The sequence below is a fragment of the Proteus sp. LHD240705 genome (assembly GCF_047921555.1).
Taxonomy (GTDB): Bacteria; Pseudomonadota; Gammaproteobacteria; order Enterobacterales; family Enterobacteriaceae; genus Proteus.
The window spans coordinates 111349-131010 of record NZ_JBLRMI010000008.1; the positions used below are offsets into that span (position 1 = coordinate 111349).

At 38.9% G+C, this 19662-nt stretch carries 17 protein-coding genes; 12 read left to right on the forward strand and 5 right to left on the reverse strand.

Annotated features, from left to right (window positions below):
- The first annotated feature begins 401 nt into the window (after positions 1-401).
- Both ACNART_RS14840 and pepT read left to right on the forward strand, forming a co-directional pair.
- Positions 402-1946, forward strand: coding sequence for an AbgT family transporter (locus ACNART_RS14840; RefSeq protein WP_198620297.1), 1545 nt, complete (start codon positions 402-404; stop codon positions 1944-1946).
- 40 nt (positions 1947-1986) lie between these two features.
- Entirely contained in the window at positions 1987-3222 is a 1236-nt protein-coding gene (gene pepT, locus ACNART_RS14845; RefSeq protein WP_232797631.1) for a peptidase T, read from the forward strand.
- A 74-nt stretch (positions 3223-3296) separates the two neighbouring features.
- On the opposite strand, the gene gyrB is transcribed toward pepT, so the two are convergent.
- From gyrB to dnaA, 4 genes are read right to left on the reverse strand one after another with little or no spacing between them, the layout of a single operon-like run.
- Complete coding sequence (gyrB, locus tag ACNART_RS14850) at positions 3297-5711, reverse strand: DNA topoisomerase (ATP-hydrolyzing) subunit B (protein WP_416303625.1); 2415 nt, start codon at positions 5709-5711, stop codon at positions 3297-3299.
- A 20-nt stretch (positions 5712-5731) separates the two neighbouring features.
- On the reverse strand, positions 5732-6820 hold the full coding sequence (gene recF, locus ACNART_RS14855; RefSeq protein WP_109373358.1) for a DNA replication/repair protein RecF: 1089 nt from the start codon (positions 6818-6820) through the stop codon (positions 5732-5734).
- An 11-nt stretch (positions 6821-6831) separates the two neighbouring features.
- Entirely contained in the window at positions 6832-7935 is a 1104-nt protein-coding gene (dnaN, locus tag ACNART_RS14860; protein WP_198620294.1) for a DNA polymerase III subunit beta, read from the reverse strand.
- A 4-nt stretch (positions 7936-7939) separates the two neighbouring features.
- Positions 7940-9340 (reverse strand): chromosomal replication initiator protein DnaA, encoded by a 1401-nt coding sequence (dnaA, locus tag ACNART_RS14865; protein ID WP_100157783.1) that lies wholly within the window; start codon positions 9338-9340, stop codon positions 7940-7942.
- 739 nt (positions 9341-10079) lie between these two features.
- Between dnaA and rpmH the strand changes: the two genes are divergently transcribed.
- From rpmH to ACNART_RS14915, 10 genes are all read left to right on the forward strand, one after another.
- Positions 10080-10223: a 50S ribosomal protein L34 gene (rpmH, locus tag ACNART_RS14870; protein WP_004246509.1), complete on the forward strand. Its 144-nt coding sequence runs from the start codon at positions 10080-10082 to the stop codon at positions 10221-10223.
- 17 nt (positions 10224-10240) lie between these two features.
- Positions 10241-10600 (forward strand): ribonuclease P protein component, encoded by a 360-nt coding sequence (rnpA, locus tag ACNART_RS14875; protein ID WP_071788569.1) that lies wholly within the window; start codon positions 10241-10243, stop codon positions 10598-10600.
- Positions 10564-10824, forward strand: a complete 261-nt coding sequence (yidD, locus tag ACNART_RS14880; protein WP_072070482.1) for a membrane protein insertion efficiency factor YidD — start codon at positions 10564-10566, stop codon at positions 10822-10824. The genes rnpA and yidD overlap by 37 nt, the downstream gene beginning before the upstream one ends.
- 2 nt (positions 10825-10826) lie before the next feature.
- Positions 10827-12467 carry a membrane protein insertase YidC gene (yidC, locus tag ACNART_RS14885; RefSeq protein WP_023583364.1) on the forward strand — a complete coding sequence of 547 codons (1641 nt, stop codon included), beginning with the start codon at positions 10827-10829 and terminating at the stop codon, positions 12465-12467.
- 130 nt (positions 12468-12597) lie between these two features.
- The gene (gene mnmE, locus ACNART_RS14890) at positions 12598-13962 is read left to right on the forward strand and encodes a tRNA uridine-5-carboxymethylaminomethyl(34) synthesis GTPase MnmE (RefSeq protein WP_196533655.1); all 1365 of its coding nucleotides are present in this window, start codon (positions 12598-12600) and stop codon (positions 13960-13962) included.
- Positions 13963-14142: 180 nt separating this feature from the next.
- A complete protein-coding gene (locus tag ACNART_RS14895; protein ID WP_198626397.1) occupies positions 14143-14322 on the forward strand; it encodes a hypothetical protein in 180 nt (59 codons plus the stop codon).
- A 134-nt stretch (positions 14323-14456) separates the two neighbouring features.
- Positions 14457-14852: an acetyltransferase gene (locus tag ACNART_RS14900; protein WP_198626396.1), complete on the forward strand. Its 396-nt coding sequence runs from the start codon at positions 14457-14459 to the stop codon at positions 14850-14852.
- Positions 14853-15111: 259 nt separating this feature from the next.
- Positions 15112-15573 (forward strand): DUF1097 domain-containing protein, encoded by a 462-nt coding sequence (locus ACNART_RS14905; protein WP_109373355.1) that lies wholly within the window; start codon positions 15112-15114, stop codon positions 15571-15573.
- Positions 15574-15880: 307 nt separating this feature from the next.
- Entirely contained in the window at positions 15881-16810 is a 930-nt protein-coding gene (locus tag ACNART_RS14910; protein WP_109373354.1) for a metallophosphoesterase, read from the forward strand.
- A 22-nt stretch (positions 16811-16832) separates the two neighbouring features.
- Positions 16833-18794 carry a hypothetical protein gene (locus tag ACNART_RS14915; RefSeq protein WP_198620290.1) on the forward strand — a complete coding sequence of 654 codons (1962 nt, stop codon included), beginning with the start codon at positions 16833-16835 and terminating at the stop codon, positions 18792-18794.
- A 60-nt stretch (positions 18795-18854) separates the two neighbouring features.
- Here ACNART_RS14915 and ACNART_RS14920 read toward each other — a convergent pair whose 3' ends face one another.
- Entirely contained in the window at positions 18855-19649 is a 795-nt protein-coding gene (locus tag ACNART_RS14920; protein ID WP_198620289.1) for an energy transducer TonB, read from the reverse strand.
- Positions 19650-19662 lie beyond the last annotated feature (13 nt).

Genomic DNA, 19662 nt, shown 5'->3' on the forward strand with positions numbered 1-19662 from the left:
TCAATAGTTATTAGCTTCATTTCTTATTTTCCTCACATCTTTTTCTCATAAAACTATTTTTTAATTTTTCTTATTTTATTTATTTTTAATTTTATAGATCTTTATAAAACAAGTTTTCTACAATAATTTCAAAAACAACTCTAAAGAATTCAGGATGATTATTCAGCATAATCCACCTATTTTTATTCAAAATAGAGTGTAAAAATAAATAAAGCATTTTTTAACAACTGAAAAATAATGACGACAAAAATCTAAATATAATAATTTCTAATATATTATTCCTTTTCTCTTTCTTTTATATGAACCTCGGTAACTACTTATTATTTAAAAATAAATTTACTTTTTATTGTCATTTATTTAAGGTGATTTTTATTACTTTTATAAAAAGATGCATTATAAATATGACAACACAAACACAACCCAATAAAAAAGGTTTTTTAAACCGAGTCGAACGCATTGGTAATATCATGCCTGATGTTACGATGTTGTTCGTTTACGCCTTAGTGATCTGCTGGATATTTTCATTCTTCCTCTCATTTGTACATTTTGATTATTTCCACCCAGTGACTAAAGAGAAAATCGCCGTTATTAATATGTTTCAATATGAAGAGATCATATTATTTGTGACAAGTGCGGTGAAAAATTTCATTAGCTTTCCTCCACTTGGAATAACGATTGTTGCAACATTAGGAATTGGTATTGCAGAAAGCAGCGGTTTTATTAAAACGGCTCTAAAAAAAATGCTTTCGTTTATTTCTCCTAAAATGCTGACACCAACGGTTGTTTTTGTTGGTATTGTTGCACACTTAGCTTCCGACTCTGCTTACGTTATTCTTATGCCAGTCTCTGCGATGATGTTCTATGCCAGTGGTCGTCATCCTTTAGCTGGTATCGCAGCCTCATTTGCAGGTTTGGCGGGTGGATTTACAGCAAGTTATACACCGTCAATTATTGACCCAATAATGCAAAGCTTTACTCAAGAAGCAGCACAAATTATGGCTCCGGGATATAGTGTTAACGTTTTATGTAACTACTTTTTTAGCGTAGGTGGAACATTTGGCGTTATTTTAACTTGTTGGTATATCACTGAAAAAATTGTAGAGCCTTGGTTAAATAAAAACTGCCCTTTCTCTTCTAGTATTGATACTAAAGATGCAGAGTTAGGTGAAATCACACCAATAGAAAAACGGGCATTCCGTTTTGCGGGTTGGGCAGTGGTGCTAATGGGAATTGGTTTATTTGCACTGTTATTACCAGAAACCTCACCATTACGTTCACCAGAAGGCAGTTTAACCAGCCCTAAAGCCCCAATTATGCAAATTGTGGTGCCTTTACTGTTTATCTTCTTTTCTGTACCCGGTTTAATTTATGGCTATATGACAAAGTCTTTTGCGTCTACAAAAGATATTGTCAAAGCAATGGAAAATATCACCAAATCACTGATCCCATTTATCGTTTTCGCCTTTTTTGCGGCTCAATTTCTTTACTCTTTTCAGCACTCAAATTTAGGTACACTATTAGCATTATCAGGTGCGGAATTACTGCGCACGCTTAATATGCCTTCAGGTATGACTGTGTTGGGTGTGATATTGCTGACTGCAATCTTAAATATCATGATCACCTCAGCAACATCGAAATGGGCAGTGATTGCACCAGTATTAGTGCCAATGTTAATGGCTGTCGGAATTTCACCTGAATTAACGCAAGCCGCGTTCCGTGTTAGTGATTCTGCAATGAATGTGAGCACACCAATGTTCCCATTCTATCCACTGATTTTGATGTATTGCCAAAAATACTATAAAGGTGCAGGTATCGGTACACTATGCTCAATGATGATCCCCTTTACTATTGGCTTGCTTATTGTATTAACCACCACACTGTTTATCTTTTGGGGATTAGATATCCCTCTTGGTTTTGACAGTGGATATACATGGCAACCTGCATAAATCATTCTTATAAAATAACAGTATTAGGAACAACATTATAATGAACACCCTAGGTCAAAAGTTAGAACAGCGTTTCTTCCGTTATCTGGCAGTTGAAAGCCAAAGTGATGCATCTGCTTCTGTGGTACCCAGCACACAAGGGCAACTTGAGCTAGCAAAGTTACTGGCTAAAGAGCTAGAAACTTATGGATTAAAAGATATTTATATCAACTCTCATGCCATTTTATATGCGATGAGACCAGGTAATAATCCCAATGCGCCTAAAGTGGGTTTTGTTGCTCATCTTGATACGGTTGATGTGGGAATATCACCCAATATTCACCCTCAAACACTGCGTTATGAAGGTATAGATCTCTGCTTGAACCAAGAGAAAGACATCTGGTTTAAAGCTCAAGAACACCCTGAAGCTGTGCCTTATATCGGTGAAGAGATTATTTTCAGTGATGGCACAAGTGTATTAGGGGCTGATAATAAAGCGGCGATCACCGTTGTGATGGAATTAATGGATAAACTGCAACAAGCTGATTTTGATTGTGGCGATATCTATGTCGCGTTTGTACCCGATGAAGAAATTGGATTACGCGGTTCTAAACTGATGGATTTATCTCGCTTTGACGTTGATTTTGCTTACACTATTGATTGTTGTGCATTAGGTGAAGTGGTGTATGAAACCTTCAATGCCGCGTCAATTAAAGTGTCTGTAAAAGGTGTTACTGCGCACCCAATGTCCGCGAAAAATGTATTGTTAAACCCAATTCGTGTTGCTCATGATTTTATTGGCTGTTTTGACCGCTTTGATACACCAGAGCATACCGAGCATCGAGAAGGTTATTTCTATGTCACCGATTTAATAGCCAATCCTGATAATGCAGTGATTAAAATGGCTATTCGTGACTTTGATAAACAAAGTTATGAAGCTCGTAAACAGTTTATTAAACAGTCTGTTGCTTTGATCCAAGCTCGCCATCCTCGTGCACAAATCAACTATGAGATTGTCGATGTGTATAGCAATATCAGTGATTCGATTGGAGAAGATCGCACTGCTATCGAACTTATTTTTGAAGCATTAAAACAATTAAATATTCAACCTAATGTGATCCCAATGCGAGGAGGTACAGATGGCTCTGCGCTTTCAGCAAGAGGATTACTCACACCAAACTATTTCACTGGTGCACTGAATTTCCACTCTCGTTTTGAATTTTTACCTGTTAGCTCATTTGAAAAGAGCTATTTAGTGACAGAAATGCTGTGCCGTTTGGCTGGACAACGCGGATAGTGTGATTGTTGTAGCCAACAAAAAAGCGGAGCCGTTTTCACAGCTCCGCTTTTTTTATCTAATTTAGAATAAAACTAGATATCAATATTTGCCGCTTTCAGCGCATTCTCTTCGATAAAGGCACGACGAGGTTCAACTGCATCACCCATTAAGGTGGTAAATAATTCATCAGTTGCGATCGCATCTTTCACGGTAACTTGCATCATACGGCGTGTATCTGGATTCATGGTGGTTTCCCATAATTGCTCTGGGTTCATTTCACCAAGACCTTTATAACGCTGTACAGCAAGACCACGACGTGATTCTTTTGTTAACCACTCAAGTGCTTCTTCAAAGCTTGAAATTGGCTGACGACGCTCACCACGCTCAATAAACGCACCCTCTTCAATTAGGTTACCGATAATGTCACCTAAATGCGTAATGCGTTGATATTCGCTACTGTGGATAAAGTCATAATCCAATTTGTAGTCTGTATCCACACCATAAGTACGAATACGTAATACAGGTTCGAACAGACGATTTTCATCATTTTGAGCGATGGTGTAGCTATAAGTACTGCCTTGATCTTCGGCTTCGTTTAAGCGGTTAACCAAGCCACTCATCCACTCTTCAACTTTGGCTTTATCAGATAACGCATCTTCTGTCAGCGTTGAGTGATACACCAAGCTGCTTAACATGCTAAGTGGATAGATACGCTCCATACGACGAATAATCTTGTGCGCTGCATGGTAATCAACAACCAATTTTTCAAGTTGCTCACCGTGCATTGCGGGTGCGTGTTCACTCACATAAAGTGCTGCGCCATCAAGAGCGATCGACATCAGATACTCGTCCATTGCGTCATCATCTTTGATGTATTGCTCTTGTTTACCTTTCTTCACTTTGTAAAGAGGCGGCTGAGCAATAAAGATATGACCACGTTCGATAATTTCTGGCATTTGACGATAGAAGAAGGTCAGTAACAGAGTACGAATGTGAGAACCATCGACGTCCGCATCCGTCATGATGATAATGCTGTGATAACGCAGTTTATCTGGGTTATATTCATCACGACCGATACCACAACCTAATGCAGTGATTAACGTTGCAACTTCTTGAGAAGCCAACATTTTATCAAAGCGCGCTTTCTCAACGTTTAGGATTTTACCTTTTAACGGAAGAATAGCCTGTGTTTTACGGTTACGCCCTTGTTTTGCAGAGCCACCCGCAGAGTCCCCTTCCACTAAATACAGTTCAGAGAAAGCAGGATCACGTTCAGAACAGTCCGCTAATTTACCTGGTAAGCCACCTAAATCTAATGCGCCTTTACGACGTGTCATTTCACGCGCTTTACGTGCAGCTTCACGCGCACGAGCAGCATCAATGATTTTACCAACAACGATTTTCGCGTCATTTGGATTTTCTAACAGATATTCCACCAGCTTCTCATTCATCAGCGTTTCTACCGCTGTTTTCACTTCTGAAGAAACCAGTTTATCTTTTGTTTGTGATGAGAATTTAGGATCTGGGACTTTAACAGAGATAACCGCAATCAAGCCTTCACGAGCGTCATCACCCGTTGCACTGATTTTCGATTTCTTATTAAAACCTTCTTTATCCATATAGTTGTTTAACGTACGTGTCATTGCAGTACGGAAACCAACTAAGTGAGTACCACCATCACGTTGTGGGATATTGTTGGTAAAGCAATAAACGTTCTCTTGGAAACCGTCATTCCACAACATTGCCACTTCAACACCAATATTGTCTTTTTCTGTTGAGAAATAGAATACGTTTTGATGAATAGGCGTTTTGTTACGGCTTAAGTATTCAACGAATGCTTTAATACCGCCTTCATAGTGGAAATGATCTTCTCGGTTATCACGTTTATCAATTAAACGGATAGAAACGCCTGAGTTTAAGAATGACAACTCACGAAGACGTTTTGCTAGGATCTCATACTGGAATTCAGTCTCACCTTTAAAGGTTTCAAGACTTGGCCAGAAGCGTACAAATGTCCCTGATTTTTCAGTATCGCCAATCACTTTTAAGCAATCATCAGGCACACCATGACGATAAATTTGTTGATGGATATTTCCATCACGATGGATTGTCAGTTCAAGTTTTTCAGACAACGCATTAACAACAGAAACCCCTACACCATGAAGTCCACCAGAGACTTTATAGGAGTTATCATCGAATTTACCTCCCGCATGCAGAACGGTCATAATAACCTCTGCTGCTGATACACCCTCTTCTGGGTGAATGCCGGTTGGAATTCCACGACCATCATCTCGAACAGAGACGGAGTTATCTGAATGGATAGTGACAATTATCTCATCACAGAAACCCGCGAGGGCTTCGTCGATTGCGTTGTCGACCACCTCGAAGACCATGTGATGCAGACCGGTTCCATCATCTGTATCCCCGATATACATCCCCGGGCGCTTACGCACCGCATCCAGCCCTTTTAATACTTTGATACTTGAGGAGTCATATGTATTCGACATCAACGTTTCTCGCTTTATTCCTATGGTTTAACCTCTATTTTGCCACGTTCTACGCTAAATAGCCTGCTATTTACATCTAGCATATCTTTCACTTGCCCTTGTGTTATCGCACTGACAAACACTTGAGCTTGCGTAGACTTTAGACGCTCGGCTAATAACTGACGCCGACTCGCATCTAATTCGGAAGCAAAATCATCGAGCAGATACAGGCATCTTTGCCCATTCTTACGAGTGAAATATTCACCTTGTGCCAGCCTCAAAGCACACATCAACAACTTGAGCTGGCCTCGTGACAACATATCTTCTACTGGCGTGCCGTTTGCTCTAATACGTAAATCCGCCTTATGAGCACCAAGTGAGGTATACGCTAACATTTTATCACGTTCAAATTGACGTGCTAGCAACTCACCATAATCAGTTTCTTTATCCCATCCCCGTTGAAAGCTCACTTTCAACGAAAATTCAGGTAAAAACAGACGGCACGTTTCTTCAATATCTTTAGCGATATCTTCGGTATATTGAGCTCGCCATTCACTTATCTGTTCTGTTAATAAGATAAGCTCTTTATCCCAAGGCATCAGTTGTCGATAAGACGTTGCTTGCCTCAGTGCTGCATTACGTTGTTTTAATACACGTTTTAAATCTGACCATGCAGCAAAAAATCGAGGTTCATTATGGAAACAACCCCAATCAATAAAAGCGCGACGATATTTAGGCCCACCATTCAGAAGTGTAAAGCCTTCAGGTGTTATTAATTGCATAGGTAACAATTTTGCTAATTCTGCAATTTTATGACCATCGCTGCCATCAATACGCACTGTACTATTGCCTTCGCGATCTTTACTTAATCCAATCGCATAGCCACGGCTCTCTTCATTTAGACCACTTAAGCGCCCATGAAGAATAAATTCATTTTCATCATGCTGGATCACGCGATTAGCTTGAGAACTACGAAATGCGCGTCCGTGGCCTAACGTGTAAATCGCTTCAAGTATACTTGTTTTACCACTCCCGTTAGGTCCAACAAGGAAATTAAAGCCATCCGCTAATGGCAGATCCGCCTGTTCAATATTTCTAAAATGACGGATCAATAAACGGGATAAAATCATGTTAGTGACTATTATAAACGCATTGGCATAACAACATAAGCAGCCGCAGAACTTGCCACATTCTCTACTTGAACACTTGAAACAGCATCTGTTAGTAGAAGTTTAACTTCTTCACATTTCAATGTATTAAGTACATCAAGGAGATAACTGACATTAAAGCCAATTTCCATTTCTTCACCTTGATATTGAACATCAACAATCTCTTCTGCTTCTTCTTGCTCAGGGTTATTAGCTGTAATTTTCAATTGACCGTTGGTGAGGTTTATACGCACACCACGGAATTTCTCATTGGATAAAATTGCAGCACGAGAAAATGCCTGTTTAAGAATATCACAACCCGCAGTCACTGTTTTCGTTGGATTTTTCGGTAATACACGACGATAGTCAGGGAAACGACCATCAACCAACTTCGAGGTGAAAATAAAATCCCCCACATGAGCACGTATATTATTACTACCGATTTGCAATTGCAGTGAGCTTTCACCACCACCATCAAGTAAACGCATCAATTCAATAACACCTTTACGAGGAACAATAACAGAATGTCCTGGTAAAGATTGCCCAATATCCATTGAACATACCGCTAAACGGTGTCCATCTGTTGCAACTGTGCGTAACTCTGTATTTTCAGTTTCAAACAACATGCCGTTGAGGTAATAACGCACATCTTGATGCGCCATTGAAAATTGAGTGGCCTCAATCAGACGTTTTAATGTTGCTTGAGGCAAAGTAAATTCAACCTCACTTTGCCAATCATCTAAATTAGGAAAATCAGATGCAGGTAATGTTGATAAGGAGAAACGACTACGACCTGAACGCACTAATAGGCGATCACCATCGAGCTCAACACTAATTTCAGCACCTTCTGGTAGCCCACGCCAAATATCAAAAAACTTACGCGCAGGAACAGTTGTGGCGCCAATTTCATGAGATTGGCTAAGATTAACTCTTGCCACCATCTCCATTTCAAGGTCAGTCCCCGTTAGCGATAAGGTATTTTCAGTGACCTTAAGCAATAGGTTACCTAAAATAGGTAATGTTGGACGACCACCTAAAGGGCCACTTACTTGTTGTAGCGGCTTAAGAAGCTGTTCACGTTCAATGATAAATTTCATAGCGCTAGGATGATAATGTTCTGATTAAGTTAGAAAAATCTTCTTTGATGTCATGACTTTCTTCACGCAATTGCTCTATTTTTCGGCATGCATGAAGGACTGTTGTATGATCACGACCACCAAAGGCATCCCCGATTTCAGGCAAGCTGTGGTTTGTTAATTCCTTCGCCAGCGCCATTGCCATTTGCCTCGGACGGGCAACCGATCGGGATCTCCGCTTTGACAGTAAATCAGCGACTTTAATTTTATAATATTCAGCAACCGTTTTTTGAATATTATCGATAGTGACTAATTTTTCCTGCAAAGCGAGCAGATCACGTAATGCTTCACGTACAAAGTCGATAGTAATCGCACGACCTGTAAAGTTTGCGTTAGCAATTACTCGGTTTAATGCACCTTCAAGCTCACGGACGTTAGAACGAAGTCTTTTAGCAATAAAAAAGGCCACTTCGTCAGGTAACTGAATTTGGTTTTCATCCGCTTTTTTCATCAAAATCGCCACTCGGGTTTCAAGTTCAGGTGGCTCAATAGCAACCGTTAATCCCCAACCAAAGCGCGATTTTAATCTGTCTTCAACACCATTTATCTCTTTAGGATAACGGTCTGACGTTAAAATAATTTGCTGATTTCCCTCTAACAATGCGTTAAAGGTATGAAAAAATTCTTCTTGTGAACGCTCTTTATTGGCGAAAAATTGAATGTCATCAATTAATAGTGCATCCACAGAACGGTAATAGCGTTTAAAGTCTTCTATCGCATTATTTTGTAATGCTTTTACCATATCTTGTACGAATCGTTCAGAATGCATATACACGACTTTTGCATTCGCTTTGCGTTCCATAATGCTGTTACCCACGGCGTGTAACAAGTGCGTTTTACCAAGCCCTGTTCCACCATATAAAAAGAGTGGGTTATAAGCTCCACCTGGGTTATCAGCAACTTGTCTTGCCGCTGCTCTTGCTAACTGGTTTGACTTACCTTCAACGAAGTTATCAAACTTATGTTTAGGGTTAACGTTAGAACGATAATTGAGTTCAGGCAGCTGAGATGCCGGTTGATTATCCCAACTAGGACGAACAGGCTGACTATGTGTTGGAGCGGTATTCACTGTCGGATGTACAACAGCTTTAGGAATACTTTCTGTAGTACGTGCAGATGCGGGTTTATTACCCACTTCAAAACGTAAAGAAGGGACTTCAGAGCCACAAAAATCCACTAATAATGCGTTGATATTATTAATGTATTTTTCTCTCACCCAATCTAAGACAAAACGATTAGGTGCATACAGCGCCAGCGTATTATCGCTTAGTTCTGCCTGCAAGGGACGTATCCACATACTAAATTCAGTGGCAGGTAACTCATCCTGCAATCGGGCAAGACAATGCTGCCAAAGCGAAAGTGACACGGCGAACTCCCCTAAAAAAACAAGACTAAAAAATAAACAGGAAAAATGCAGTTAAACACTGTGCGCCTAAATACAAAGTGCACAACACCGTTCCTCTTCAATTCTTAATAAGGAACAACTCTTGGTGACAACGATTTTTTTACATCGTGACTCACGATCGCAGACTGGCTATTCTGATCGTGACGGGGGATCATATCGCAAAATGAAACGAAGATCCTCTTTCTTTTGCACAGTTTTTATGGTTTTTATCCACAGGCTTGCCGATTTGTGATAATTCACCAAATGAAATATGCAAAGGCGTTCTAGTGTACTTGAGTCGTCCTACAAATAGCAATTGGGGATAACTTTCTCTTTGCATAAATATCTCTTTCTTATAGTAAGTGATCAAATATCTCTCATTTGATCCGCTAAAGATCCTTGCGCTTTCACCGTGAGTCCGTATAATCTTGCACCCTGCGTGCTTGTACCAACAAAGTCACTTATTAAGACTTTTTTAGGTCGCTAATAAGCGTACTCGTTGCGCATAAGTCAGGATTGATTATCGGGTTTGCTAAAAAAGACGACAAAAATCGGTACTTAAAGCGTCATCTTCATTGACGCATTTGAGTGATTTTATTACAATCCCGCATCTTTCCATCATTGATGCTGCGATTGAAGTACTGGTTTGTTTATTTATTGCACGCCTGTCTGTCAACGCATTTGCTGAATCAGTAATTATATTAAGTAGGTAGAAATCGCCATGAAACGCACTTTTCAACCGTCTGTACTGAAGCGCAACCGTAACCACGGCTTCCGCGCTCGTATGGCCACTAAAAATGGTCGTCAGGTTCTGGCTCGCCGTCGTGCGAAAGGCCGCGCTCGTCTGACCGTTTCTTCGAAATAATAAAAGCTAACCATTCCGTGGTTAAGCTCGCTTTTCCAAGGGAGTTACGTTTGTTAACTCCCAAGCATTTCAATTTTGTTTTCCAGCAGCCACAACGTGCGAGTTCTCCAGAAGTTACTATTTTGGGTCGCCAGAATGAGCTGGGGCATCCCCGCATCGGTCTAACAATCGCAAAGAAAAACGTTAAACGTGCTCATGAGCGCAATCGTATTAAACGATTAGCCCGTGAATACTTTCGTTTACATCAGCATGAATTACCGCCGATGGATTTTGTGCTATTAGTAAGAAAAGGGGTTGCTGAACTTGATAACCATCAATTGACGGAAGTGTTGGGTAAATTATGGCGTCGTCATTGTCGCTTGGCTCAAAAGTCCTGATCTTGCTGATTAGGGGCTATCAACTGGGGATTAGTCCTCTGTTGGGGCCTCGTTGTCGTTTTAATCCTACGTGCTCTCATTACGGAATTGAGGCATTGCGCAGGTTTGGAATGATAAAAGGTAGTTGGTTAACAGTGAAACGCATATTAAAATGCCACCCTTTACACGAAGGTGGTGATGATCCTGTCCCACCTAGAAAAAACGACGATAACAGAGAAAATTAACGATGGATTCGCAACGCAATCTTCTATTCATCGCTTTGCTGTTCGTTTCTTTCCTGATCTGGCAGCAGTGGGAGGGTGATAAAGTTTCACAAAACACCACCACTACCGCACAGGTCTCGCAACAAGCGGACGTGCCAAGCAGTGATAGTCTTGCTGTAACTGGTAACAGCAATGAGCAGGCAAAATTGATTACCGTAAAAACTGACGTACTTGATCTTCGCATCAATACTCAGGGCGGCACTATCGATGAGGCTGATTTGTTAGCCTATCCCGCCGAGCTTAATTCGACAACACCTTTCCGTTTACTGGAAACTACACCACAATTCCTGTATCAGGCTCAAAGTGGCTTAATCGGCCCAGATGGTCCAGATCAGAAATCTCGCCCAGTTTATAGTGCTGATAAAAACGAATTCGTACTTGGTGAAAATCAAGATGAATTACGCGTACCTATGACTTTCGTAAATGAAGAAGGCGTAAAATTCGTCAAAACCTTCATTCTGAAGAAAGGTCAGTACGATATCGGTATTGATTACAAAATTGAGAATACAACAGATAAAACATTGACCATGAACTTTTACGGTCAGTTAAAACAATCTGTTAAATTGCCAGAAAGCCGTGATACAGGTAGCAGCAACTTTGCGCTACACACTTATCGTGGTGCGGCATACTCATCAGATGAAACCAACTATAAAAAATACAGCTTTGGTGATATCGAAGATAAAAACTTATCTATAACCACCAACAATGGTTGGGTTGCAATGTTACAACAATACTTTGCAACAGCATGGGTTCCTTCTAAAGAGAGTCAGAACAATAGCTTCTACTCAATCACTTTAGAAAACAAATCTATTGCTCTGATTGGTTATAAATCAGCACCAGTGACAATTGCACCAAATAGCAGTGCTGATATCAGCTCAACATTATGGGTCGGTCCTGAAATTCAATCAGAAATGTCAGCCATTGCGCCACATTTAGACCTATCTGTAGACTACGGTTGGTTATGGTTTATCTCTCAGCCACTGTTTAAACTGCTGAAATTCCTTCACAGCTTTATCGGTAACTGGGGCTTCTCCATCATCATGATCACCTTTATCGTTCGTGGTATCATGTACCCGCTGACTAAAGCGCAGTACACCTCCATGGCGAAAATGCGTTTACTGCAACCAAAACTGGCTGCACTGCGTGAACGTATTGGTGATGACAAACAACGTATGAGCCAAGAAATGATGGCGTTATACAAACAAGAGAAAGTGAATCCTCTGGGTGGTTGTTTACCACTAATTATCCAGATGCCAATCTTCCTTGCGTTGTATTACATGCTGATGGGTTCTGTTGAATTACGTCATGCGCCATTTATGTTATGGATCCAAGACTTATCTGCGCAAGATCCGTACTACATCCTGCCATTATTAATGGGTGTGACAATGTTCATCATTCAGAAACTGTCTCCTACAGCAGTGACTGATCCGATGCAACAAAAAATCATGACCTTTATGCCGGTTGTGTTTACTGTATTCTTCCTGTGGTTCCCATCAGGTCTGGTTCTGTACTATATCGTCAGTAACTTAGTGACCATTATCCAGCAGCAGTTAATTTACCGCGGTCTGGAAAAACGTGGCTTACACAGCAGAGACAAAAAATAAGGTCACATGAGGAAAAACCTCTTCCTTGGTTACATTCAAAGGAAAGTGACATAAAATAGCGAAGGCGGTCTACAATGACCGCCTTCTGTTTTTTATATTGATATGATTATTCTGATTAAGCGAGTACACCATGCATAGCACTGATACTATCGTCGCTCAGGCCACACCTCCGGGAAGAGGCGGTGTTGGTATCCTACGCGTTTCTGGCCCTAAAGCAGCACTTGTGGCACAAACTGTCTTAGGTAAATTACCTAAACCTCGTTATGCCGATTATCTGCCATTTCGCAATGATGATAACTCCGTGCTTGATCAGGGTATCGCTCTTTTCTTCCCAAATCCGCACTCATTTACAGGCGAAGATGTTCTAGAACTACAAGGTCATGGCGGCCCCGTTATTCTGGATTTATTACTAAAACGTATCTTACAAATTCCTGGTGTGCGGATTGCCAATCCTGGTGAATTTTCTGAACGCGCATTCTTAAACGACAAACTCGACTTAGCACAAGCCGAAGCCATTGCTGACTTAATAGATGCCAGCTCAGAACAAGCGGCACGTTCAGCGATTAATTCATTACAAGGTGCATTCTCCTCTCATATTAACGAGATGGTAGAGTCATTAACTCACTTACGCATCTATGTTGAAGCGGCCATTGATTTCCCTGATGAAGAAATTGATTTTCTTTCTGACGGTATCATTGAAGGAAAACTTAACGCTGTTATTGCAGAATTAGATGATGTTCGGGCTCAAGCACGCCAAGGTAGCTTACTGCGTGAAGGGATGAAAGTAGTTATCGCGGGTCGCCCTAATGCGGGTAAATCAAGCTTATTGAATGCATTAGCAGGCAGAGACGCGGCGATTGTTACGGATATTGCTGGTACAACGCGTGATGTATTGCGTGAACATATTCATATCGATGGTATGCCTTTGCATATTATCGATACAGCGGGTTTACGTGAAGCCAGTGATGAAGTTGAACGTATTGGTATTGAGCGTGCTTGGAAAGAGATTGAGCAAGCAGACAGAGTGTTATTTATGGTTGATAGCACCACAACTGATGCAACAACCCCTGAAGATATCTGGCCTGAATTTATGGCTCGTTTACCAAATACCTTGCCTGTTACTGTTATTCGTAATAAATCAGACTTAACGGGTGAGAATGTTGAGATCACGGCTCAAGGTAATTACCCGATGATCCGCTTATCCGCACGCGATGGAATGGGTATTGAATTGCTGCGCGATCACCTAAAAGAAGCTATGGGTTTTAATAGTAATACTGAAGGTGGTTTCTTAGCGCGTCGTCGCCACTTACAAGCCTTAAATACCGCAGCAGAGCACTTACAGCAAGGTCATGAACAATTGGTTTATGCAAAATCAGGTGAATTATTGGCAGAAGAGTTAAGACTAGCTCAACAAGCGTTAAGTGAAATCACCGGTGAATTTACCTCTGATGACTTATTAGGCCGTATTTTCTCTAGTTTCTGTATTGGGAAGTAAAGCCTCATTTCCACTACCTATGGCGTGTAAATAGAAAATTAACCACACGCTATAGGCTCTTTAAAAACAACTAAGTGATATTCTTATTTATTTTCGTAGTTCGTTTTTTAAACAAAAATAGTTGTTTCTACCCCTCTATATTGCTATATTTTCAAACAGGAAAACCGATAGGAGATACCTATGGCTACTACTTCTTTTAGTAAAAGCTTTATTGTTAAAGATAAGCAATCTATTGATTTTATCCAACATGATTTAAGCTACCCACGCCATGTAAAAATAGTTAAACGGAATTACAAAGCAGAAAATAAACAAGGGATTGCGCTATTAAAACAACGATTGTCCAACTTAGAGAACTGCTAAAAGAGTTTGGTGAAGAAGCAACAATTAAGCTTTTACGCAGTTTTTCTAATAAATTAAATAGCGATGTTGAAAAGTTTTTAATCTCTCCAACTAAAGCAATTAGATTTGAGAAAACCAATAATGCGAGAACTTATTTGATTTTAAATGATAGTGGTGAAATTCTTGCTTATTTTTCTCTATCCTTTAAAGAGCTTATACTTGATAACGTTAAAATAAGTAAAACAAAGAGACAGCAACTTGATGGTATTTCTAGAACTGCAGAAAAAGTTAAAGCTTTTCTTATTGGGCAGATAGGAAAAAATACATTAATAGTTGATAACCCTATTTCGTTAGCACTTATCTTACAAGAAATTTATGCTGTATTATCAGAAGCTCAAAAACTTATTGGTGGTAGAATTATCATATTAGAATGTGAAAATAATGAAAGGCTACTTCAACTTTATAAATATCATGGTTTCACCTTAATCGAAATAGAAAACAACTCACCCTCCACTCTTCGAACACTGTATATTCATATTATTGAAAAATAATAGTTACTTGAATATTAATAAATACTATTAAGCTAACTAAAAAATATTTATTCTCACACTTTTTTTAGTGTATCAACAACGCAAACGTTTACTTTATCTTCTTTATTTTTTCTAATAAAAATAGATTTTAAATATCGCATAAATACGCATCTTAATTATGCTTTTTAATGATCTAAATATAGTAAATCAACTAATGATAATGCTAAACTTCGTTTTTAGTTAACTGGGTAAATATCCCCCTTTTATTTAAGAGTCTATCGTGAGAACGCTTTACTTTACTGCACTGACAACAGGCATTCTTTCTGCCATTTGGGCATTTGTTGCTAATCAATTTGACTTATTAAGCTGGGCTGGCTTTTTAGGTTGTACCGCCTATTTTGCTTATCCTAAAGAGGGTATTAAAGGATTAGCCGTTACTATGGCAACCATTATGAGTGGCGTAATTTGGGCATTGGCGATTATTTATGGTAGCCAAGTCTTTAGTGATATATCTATTTTTGGGTATGCAGTAACAGGTGTTATTGCCTTTGTGATGTGTATTCAAGCTAAAAGTGCATTACTTGCTTATATCCCCGGTACATTTATTGGGGCATGTACAATATTTGCAGCACAAGGGGATTTAGCTCAAACTATCCCTTCATTAATCGTTGGTGTTTTATTTGGTTATTCGATGAAAATGAGTGGGCTTTGGGTTGCCAATAAATGGCCGAAAACAGCGTAATTTATTTATGCTAACGCAAATCTAAAAGCGGTGTTTAGTCATGCTAAAGCCGCTTTTTTATCTCCTCAAAAGACATTATCTAAAATCAATCTAAGGTATATCCATAAGCGCTAATATTGATATTTTAAATTAATTTAATTAGAAGATAATTTATATTTAAAAAATCATATATTGGCCATTTAAAATGATAAAAATAAAGACATTTGTTATTAAAATTATAATTAACTAACAATATTTAATATTGTGCTTATTTTAAATTTCCGTCAAAAAATAAAGGGAGAAAAACACATTTAAAAGGAAATTAATTATGAGTGCAACACAATCAACAAACTACAATATTATCGTGATGTCAGATCCTCAGCCTTGGAGGCTAGACTTAGATAATAATGATCCTAATGATGATCAATCTCGTTGGGAATCAACGATAAAAAAAGTAAGGGATAGTATTCAATTATTACACCATGAAAAATCTTTTGTTTTTGGCATTATTAATGGTGATTTGACAGAGTTTGGTCGCCGTTATCAACGTGAAAGTTTTCGCTCTTTTTTTGCCCCTTCCCCCTTAGGGTTTATTACTTATGTTGGTCTTGGTAATCACGATTATCAAAATAACGTGGGTGATTGCTCTGAACCCAGTAATTCTGATTTAAGTATGAATGCTTGTGCGCGAGGCATGGTATTTGATATGCATTATCGTATTGAAGAATACCGTGGTTATTCGACTTCAGGTAATTTTAGATATGACAGTAGCGAATATTCAGGCAGTAAAGCGTATTCGTGGGAATATGGTGATATTCATTTTGTCCAATTACAAAATTATCCCACTTATCATGTCGTACTCGACCACTGGGCAGCATCGACCATTAATGTGACAGACTCTATTGATTGGTTAGAAAAAGATTTAATCCAAGCACGGAATCGCAATAAAACTATTATTTTAAACTTTCATGATGGTCACCAACATTTTCCTGAAAACTCCTCACAAGAAGAACTCTCATTCTTTAAATATATGCTTGAGCATTATGGCGTGAAAGCGGTGTTCGTCGGCCATACGCATTATGTTGGGCAAGATAACCGTTATGGTGGTAGTGAAATATTTGGTGATGTTCCCGTTTATAACAGTGGCGCTTTATTTAAAGGGGATTACTTATCTGTTGGAGTTAATGGCTCACAACTCTCTATTGCTGTTTATAACGGACTATCAGGACAACCTCAATTAATCGAACAATGGAACTAATTTTAAACAAGGAGCGTTTGTTATGTATTTAAACCCATTAAAAGTCGCCATTAGTCCTTCATCACTACCCGCAACACAGCCATTAATCTGTATCGACTACCAAGAACTCCAAGAAGGTATGTTGGATATGATTAACCGCAACAGTAATGTCTTACCCACCATTGTAGATAAATTCAATGAGCAAGATCCTTTAAATGCCCCCATGATTGTAGGGCAAACCGTCATCGGGCATATTATTGGCTTAATCCCTGTTGTCGGTGGTGCATTATCAAAAATCACCTCTGCGCTCTTTGGTTTGATGAATAAAAATATGAAAGATAGTTCGTTAGCTAATCAAATTATCGAACATGTCTCTCGTATTATTGACGCTAAAATCGCTGATAATAACGTTAAGATAATCAAACTTACCACAGAGGGAATATCTGACGTTTATCAGTTATTTTCTGATTCACTTGCTCGTTATCTTGATCCCACAATGCGTTATTCGGCTCAACAAAAACAAGATTTACGGGAACAAGTACTCAACCGTTTTGATGATGTCATTACTACTATTGTTTCTCAACAACCCTTAGTATTAAATTTAGCGCAATCAGCAGGCTTACCTTTTTATTGTCACTGTTGCGCCCTTTTTGTTGCGGCACACTACGATATTCTCACCAATAAAGATAAACTCGAGTTAAGTGATAATTACTTTAAAAGCAATCTAAAAACATTAAGAGAAAGTATAGATAAATTTAATAGTGCTATTCACACTACAATTTATCAGCAAACCTCTGGTGTATTTAAAGATGATTACAATAAAAGTAATACCTTTTTATCTGGTATTTATATATCAGGATTATCTTTTTATCAGACTTGGATAAAAAAGAGTTTTGAAATCGAATTTAACACTCCTTTTTCTCGTTGGAATAGCTTAGAGCTATATGGAAACGATTATAGCCATGATCCTAAAATCAGCTATTACAAAGCTTATTTTGATATAGGCAAAGATATATTACACCGAACATCAATGTTACAGAGTATCGAAACCTATTCTCATATTGATGCCGTTATTCGTATTAAACACAACTACTTAAGTATTGAAAAAATAGCAGATAGTTCTCAATATGAAGGCTGTTATGGTGTAACCGGTGATAGCCGTGATGTATTAAAAACAGAAACCTTTTTTACGCCAGATAGCAGTAAGTCATATTTATCACCCAATCAAATTTTACCTTCTGTACGTTATATTTCTGACACCCCTTGGGGCGCATTACACTATATGGTACTTGATGACGTAAACAATAATAGTTTTACCATTGGTCAAGGCGGTCGCGAGAACAAGTCTTATCTCAATATTCCTGGTTACTGTTTTAATGGCGTAAACCTTTATTTAAGCCGACATAATGGCAAACAATGCCATGATGATTCTGGTGCTTGGCTAACAGAATCGGCACCTATATTCCGTTTTTATGACGGTTATGCATCTCTTACGCTAGAAACTAAAAACCACTTACCAATACCACAAAAAAGTTACGAACTGGATTTAAATCATGGGTTTGATACGCAACTAAGTAAAGCTCAGTATGGGTATAGTGATATGCTGGTAGGTAAAAATTGTATTTTGTTAAATCAAGAAGCCTATTTTTGCTTGCCTTCAGAAGAAACTATTGGAAAAACAGATAATTCACAAAAAATGAAGGTGTTATTACAGTGCGCAGCTGAAAGTGAACAGTCACTTTCAGTTTCAGTGAGAACAGGTAATGCCATTAACGGTACCTTAATTGCTTCAAATACATTTTCACTTGGCCTAAATCAGGACAATGTCGTTTATAAAATAACGCCTCTACTTAATCATCCAGTAACAAATAACAAAGCCTATTTTCGTACTTATCAGCTTGAATTAGACTATTTATTCATACGTGAAAACGAATCCAATCTTTATTTTTATTTACACTTTTCTAAACCTGATACGGTATTAGCGGATATTACTGTGCTGTTTTAGCCATCAATTCTAATAAAAACACCTAAGTCAAAATCACGCTTAGGTGTTTTCGTTAGCTCATTAATTTAATTGAAAATCTAATGCAACAATTAAAGGGTTCAATAGGCCTTCGGGTTTAGGGCCAATGGGTTTTACGCGTTTAACCGCCGCAATGGCCGCATTATCAAGAGAAGAAATACCTGAAGTACTTTCTATCTCAACCCTTGAAACCGCACCTTCTGATGTTAGTGAAAAACTCACCACTACCTGACCTTCATGTTGCATGCGACGCGCTTGTGAGGGATAACGTTTATGGCGCTCTATTTCTCGACGCAGTGAACTAATATAGTGATTGTCAGATTCACCTTGCCCTATCCCTTTCTCGCTTAATGCGTGACTTCTTCCTGCTAACGAGCTTGCAGTATGTTGCGTTAAGCTTTCTGCCGATGATTCAGATGTCGTTTGTGCTATTTGGTTTTCTAAATCACGCTGTTTTATTGGCTCTACTTTTTTTTGTACCACAGGCTTTTTCACTGGTGTGATTGGTTTTATGGGTATAGGTTTTTCTTTGGGTTTTTCAGGTATTTTCTTTGGTGCTTCAACAAACTCTCCTTTTTCTGCACTGGGTAAAACAATGGGCGTTTCTTGAGGTTCCGTTTCCACTAAAGGCTCCGGCACGACTGTCGATTGTTGAGGTGGTGAAAATACCACTTGATAGACAGATAATGTATTTTCTTGTTGCTGATGAATATGGTGCGCACTTTCTGTCATAGAAAGTGAACGTAACACCCAACTTAATATGGCGATATAAACTAACGATATCCCTATTAGCCAATAATAAATATTAAACGGATGCCTGACAGAAAGTGCCAACATAAATAAAAGCTCC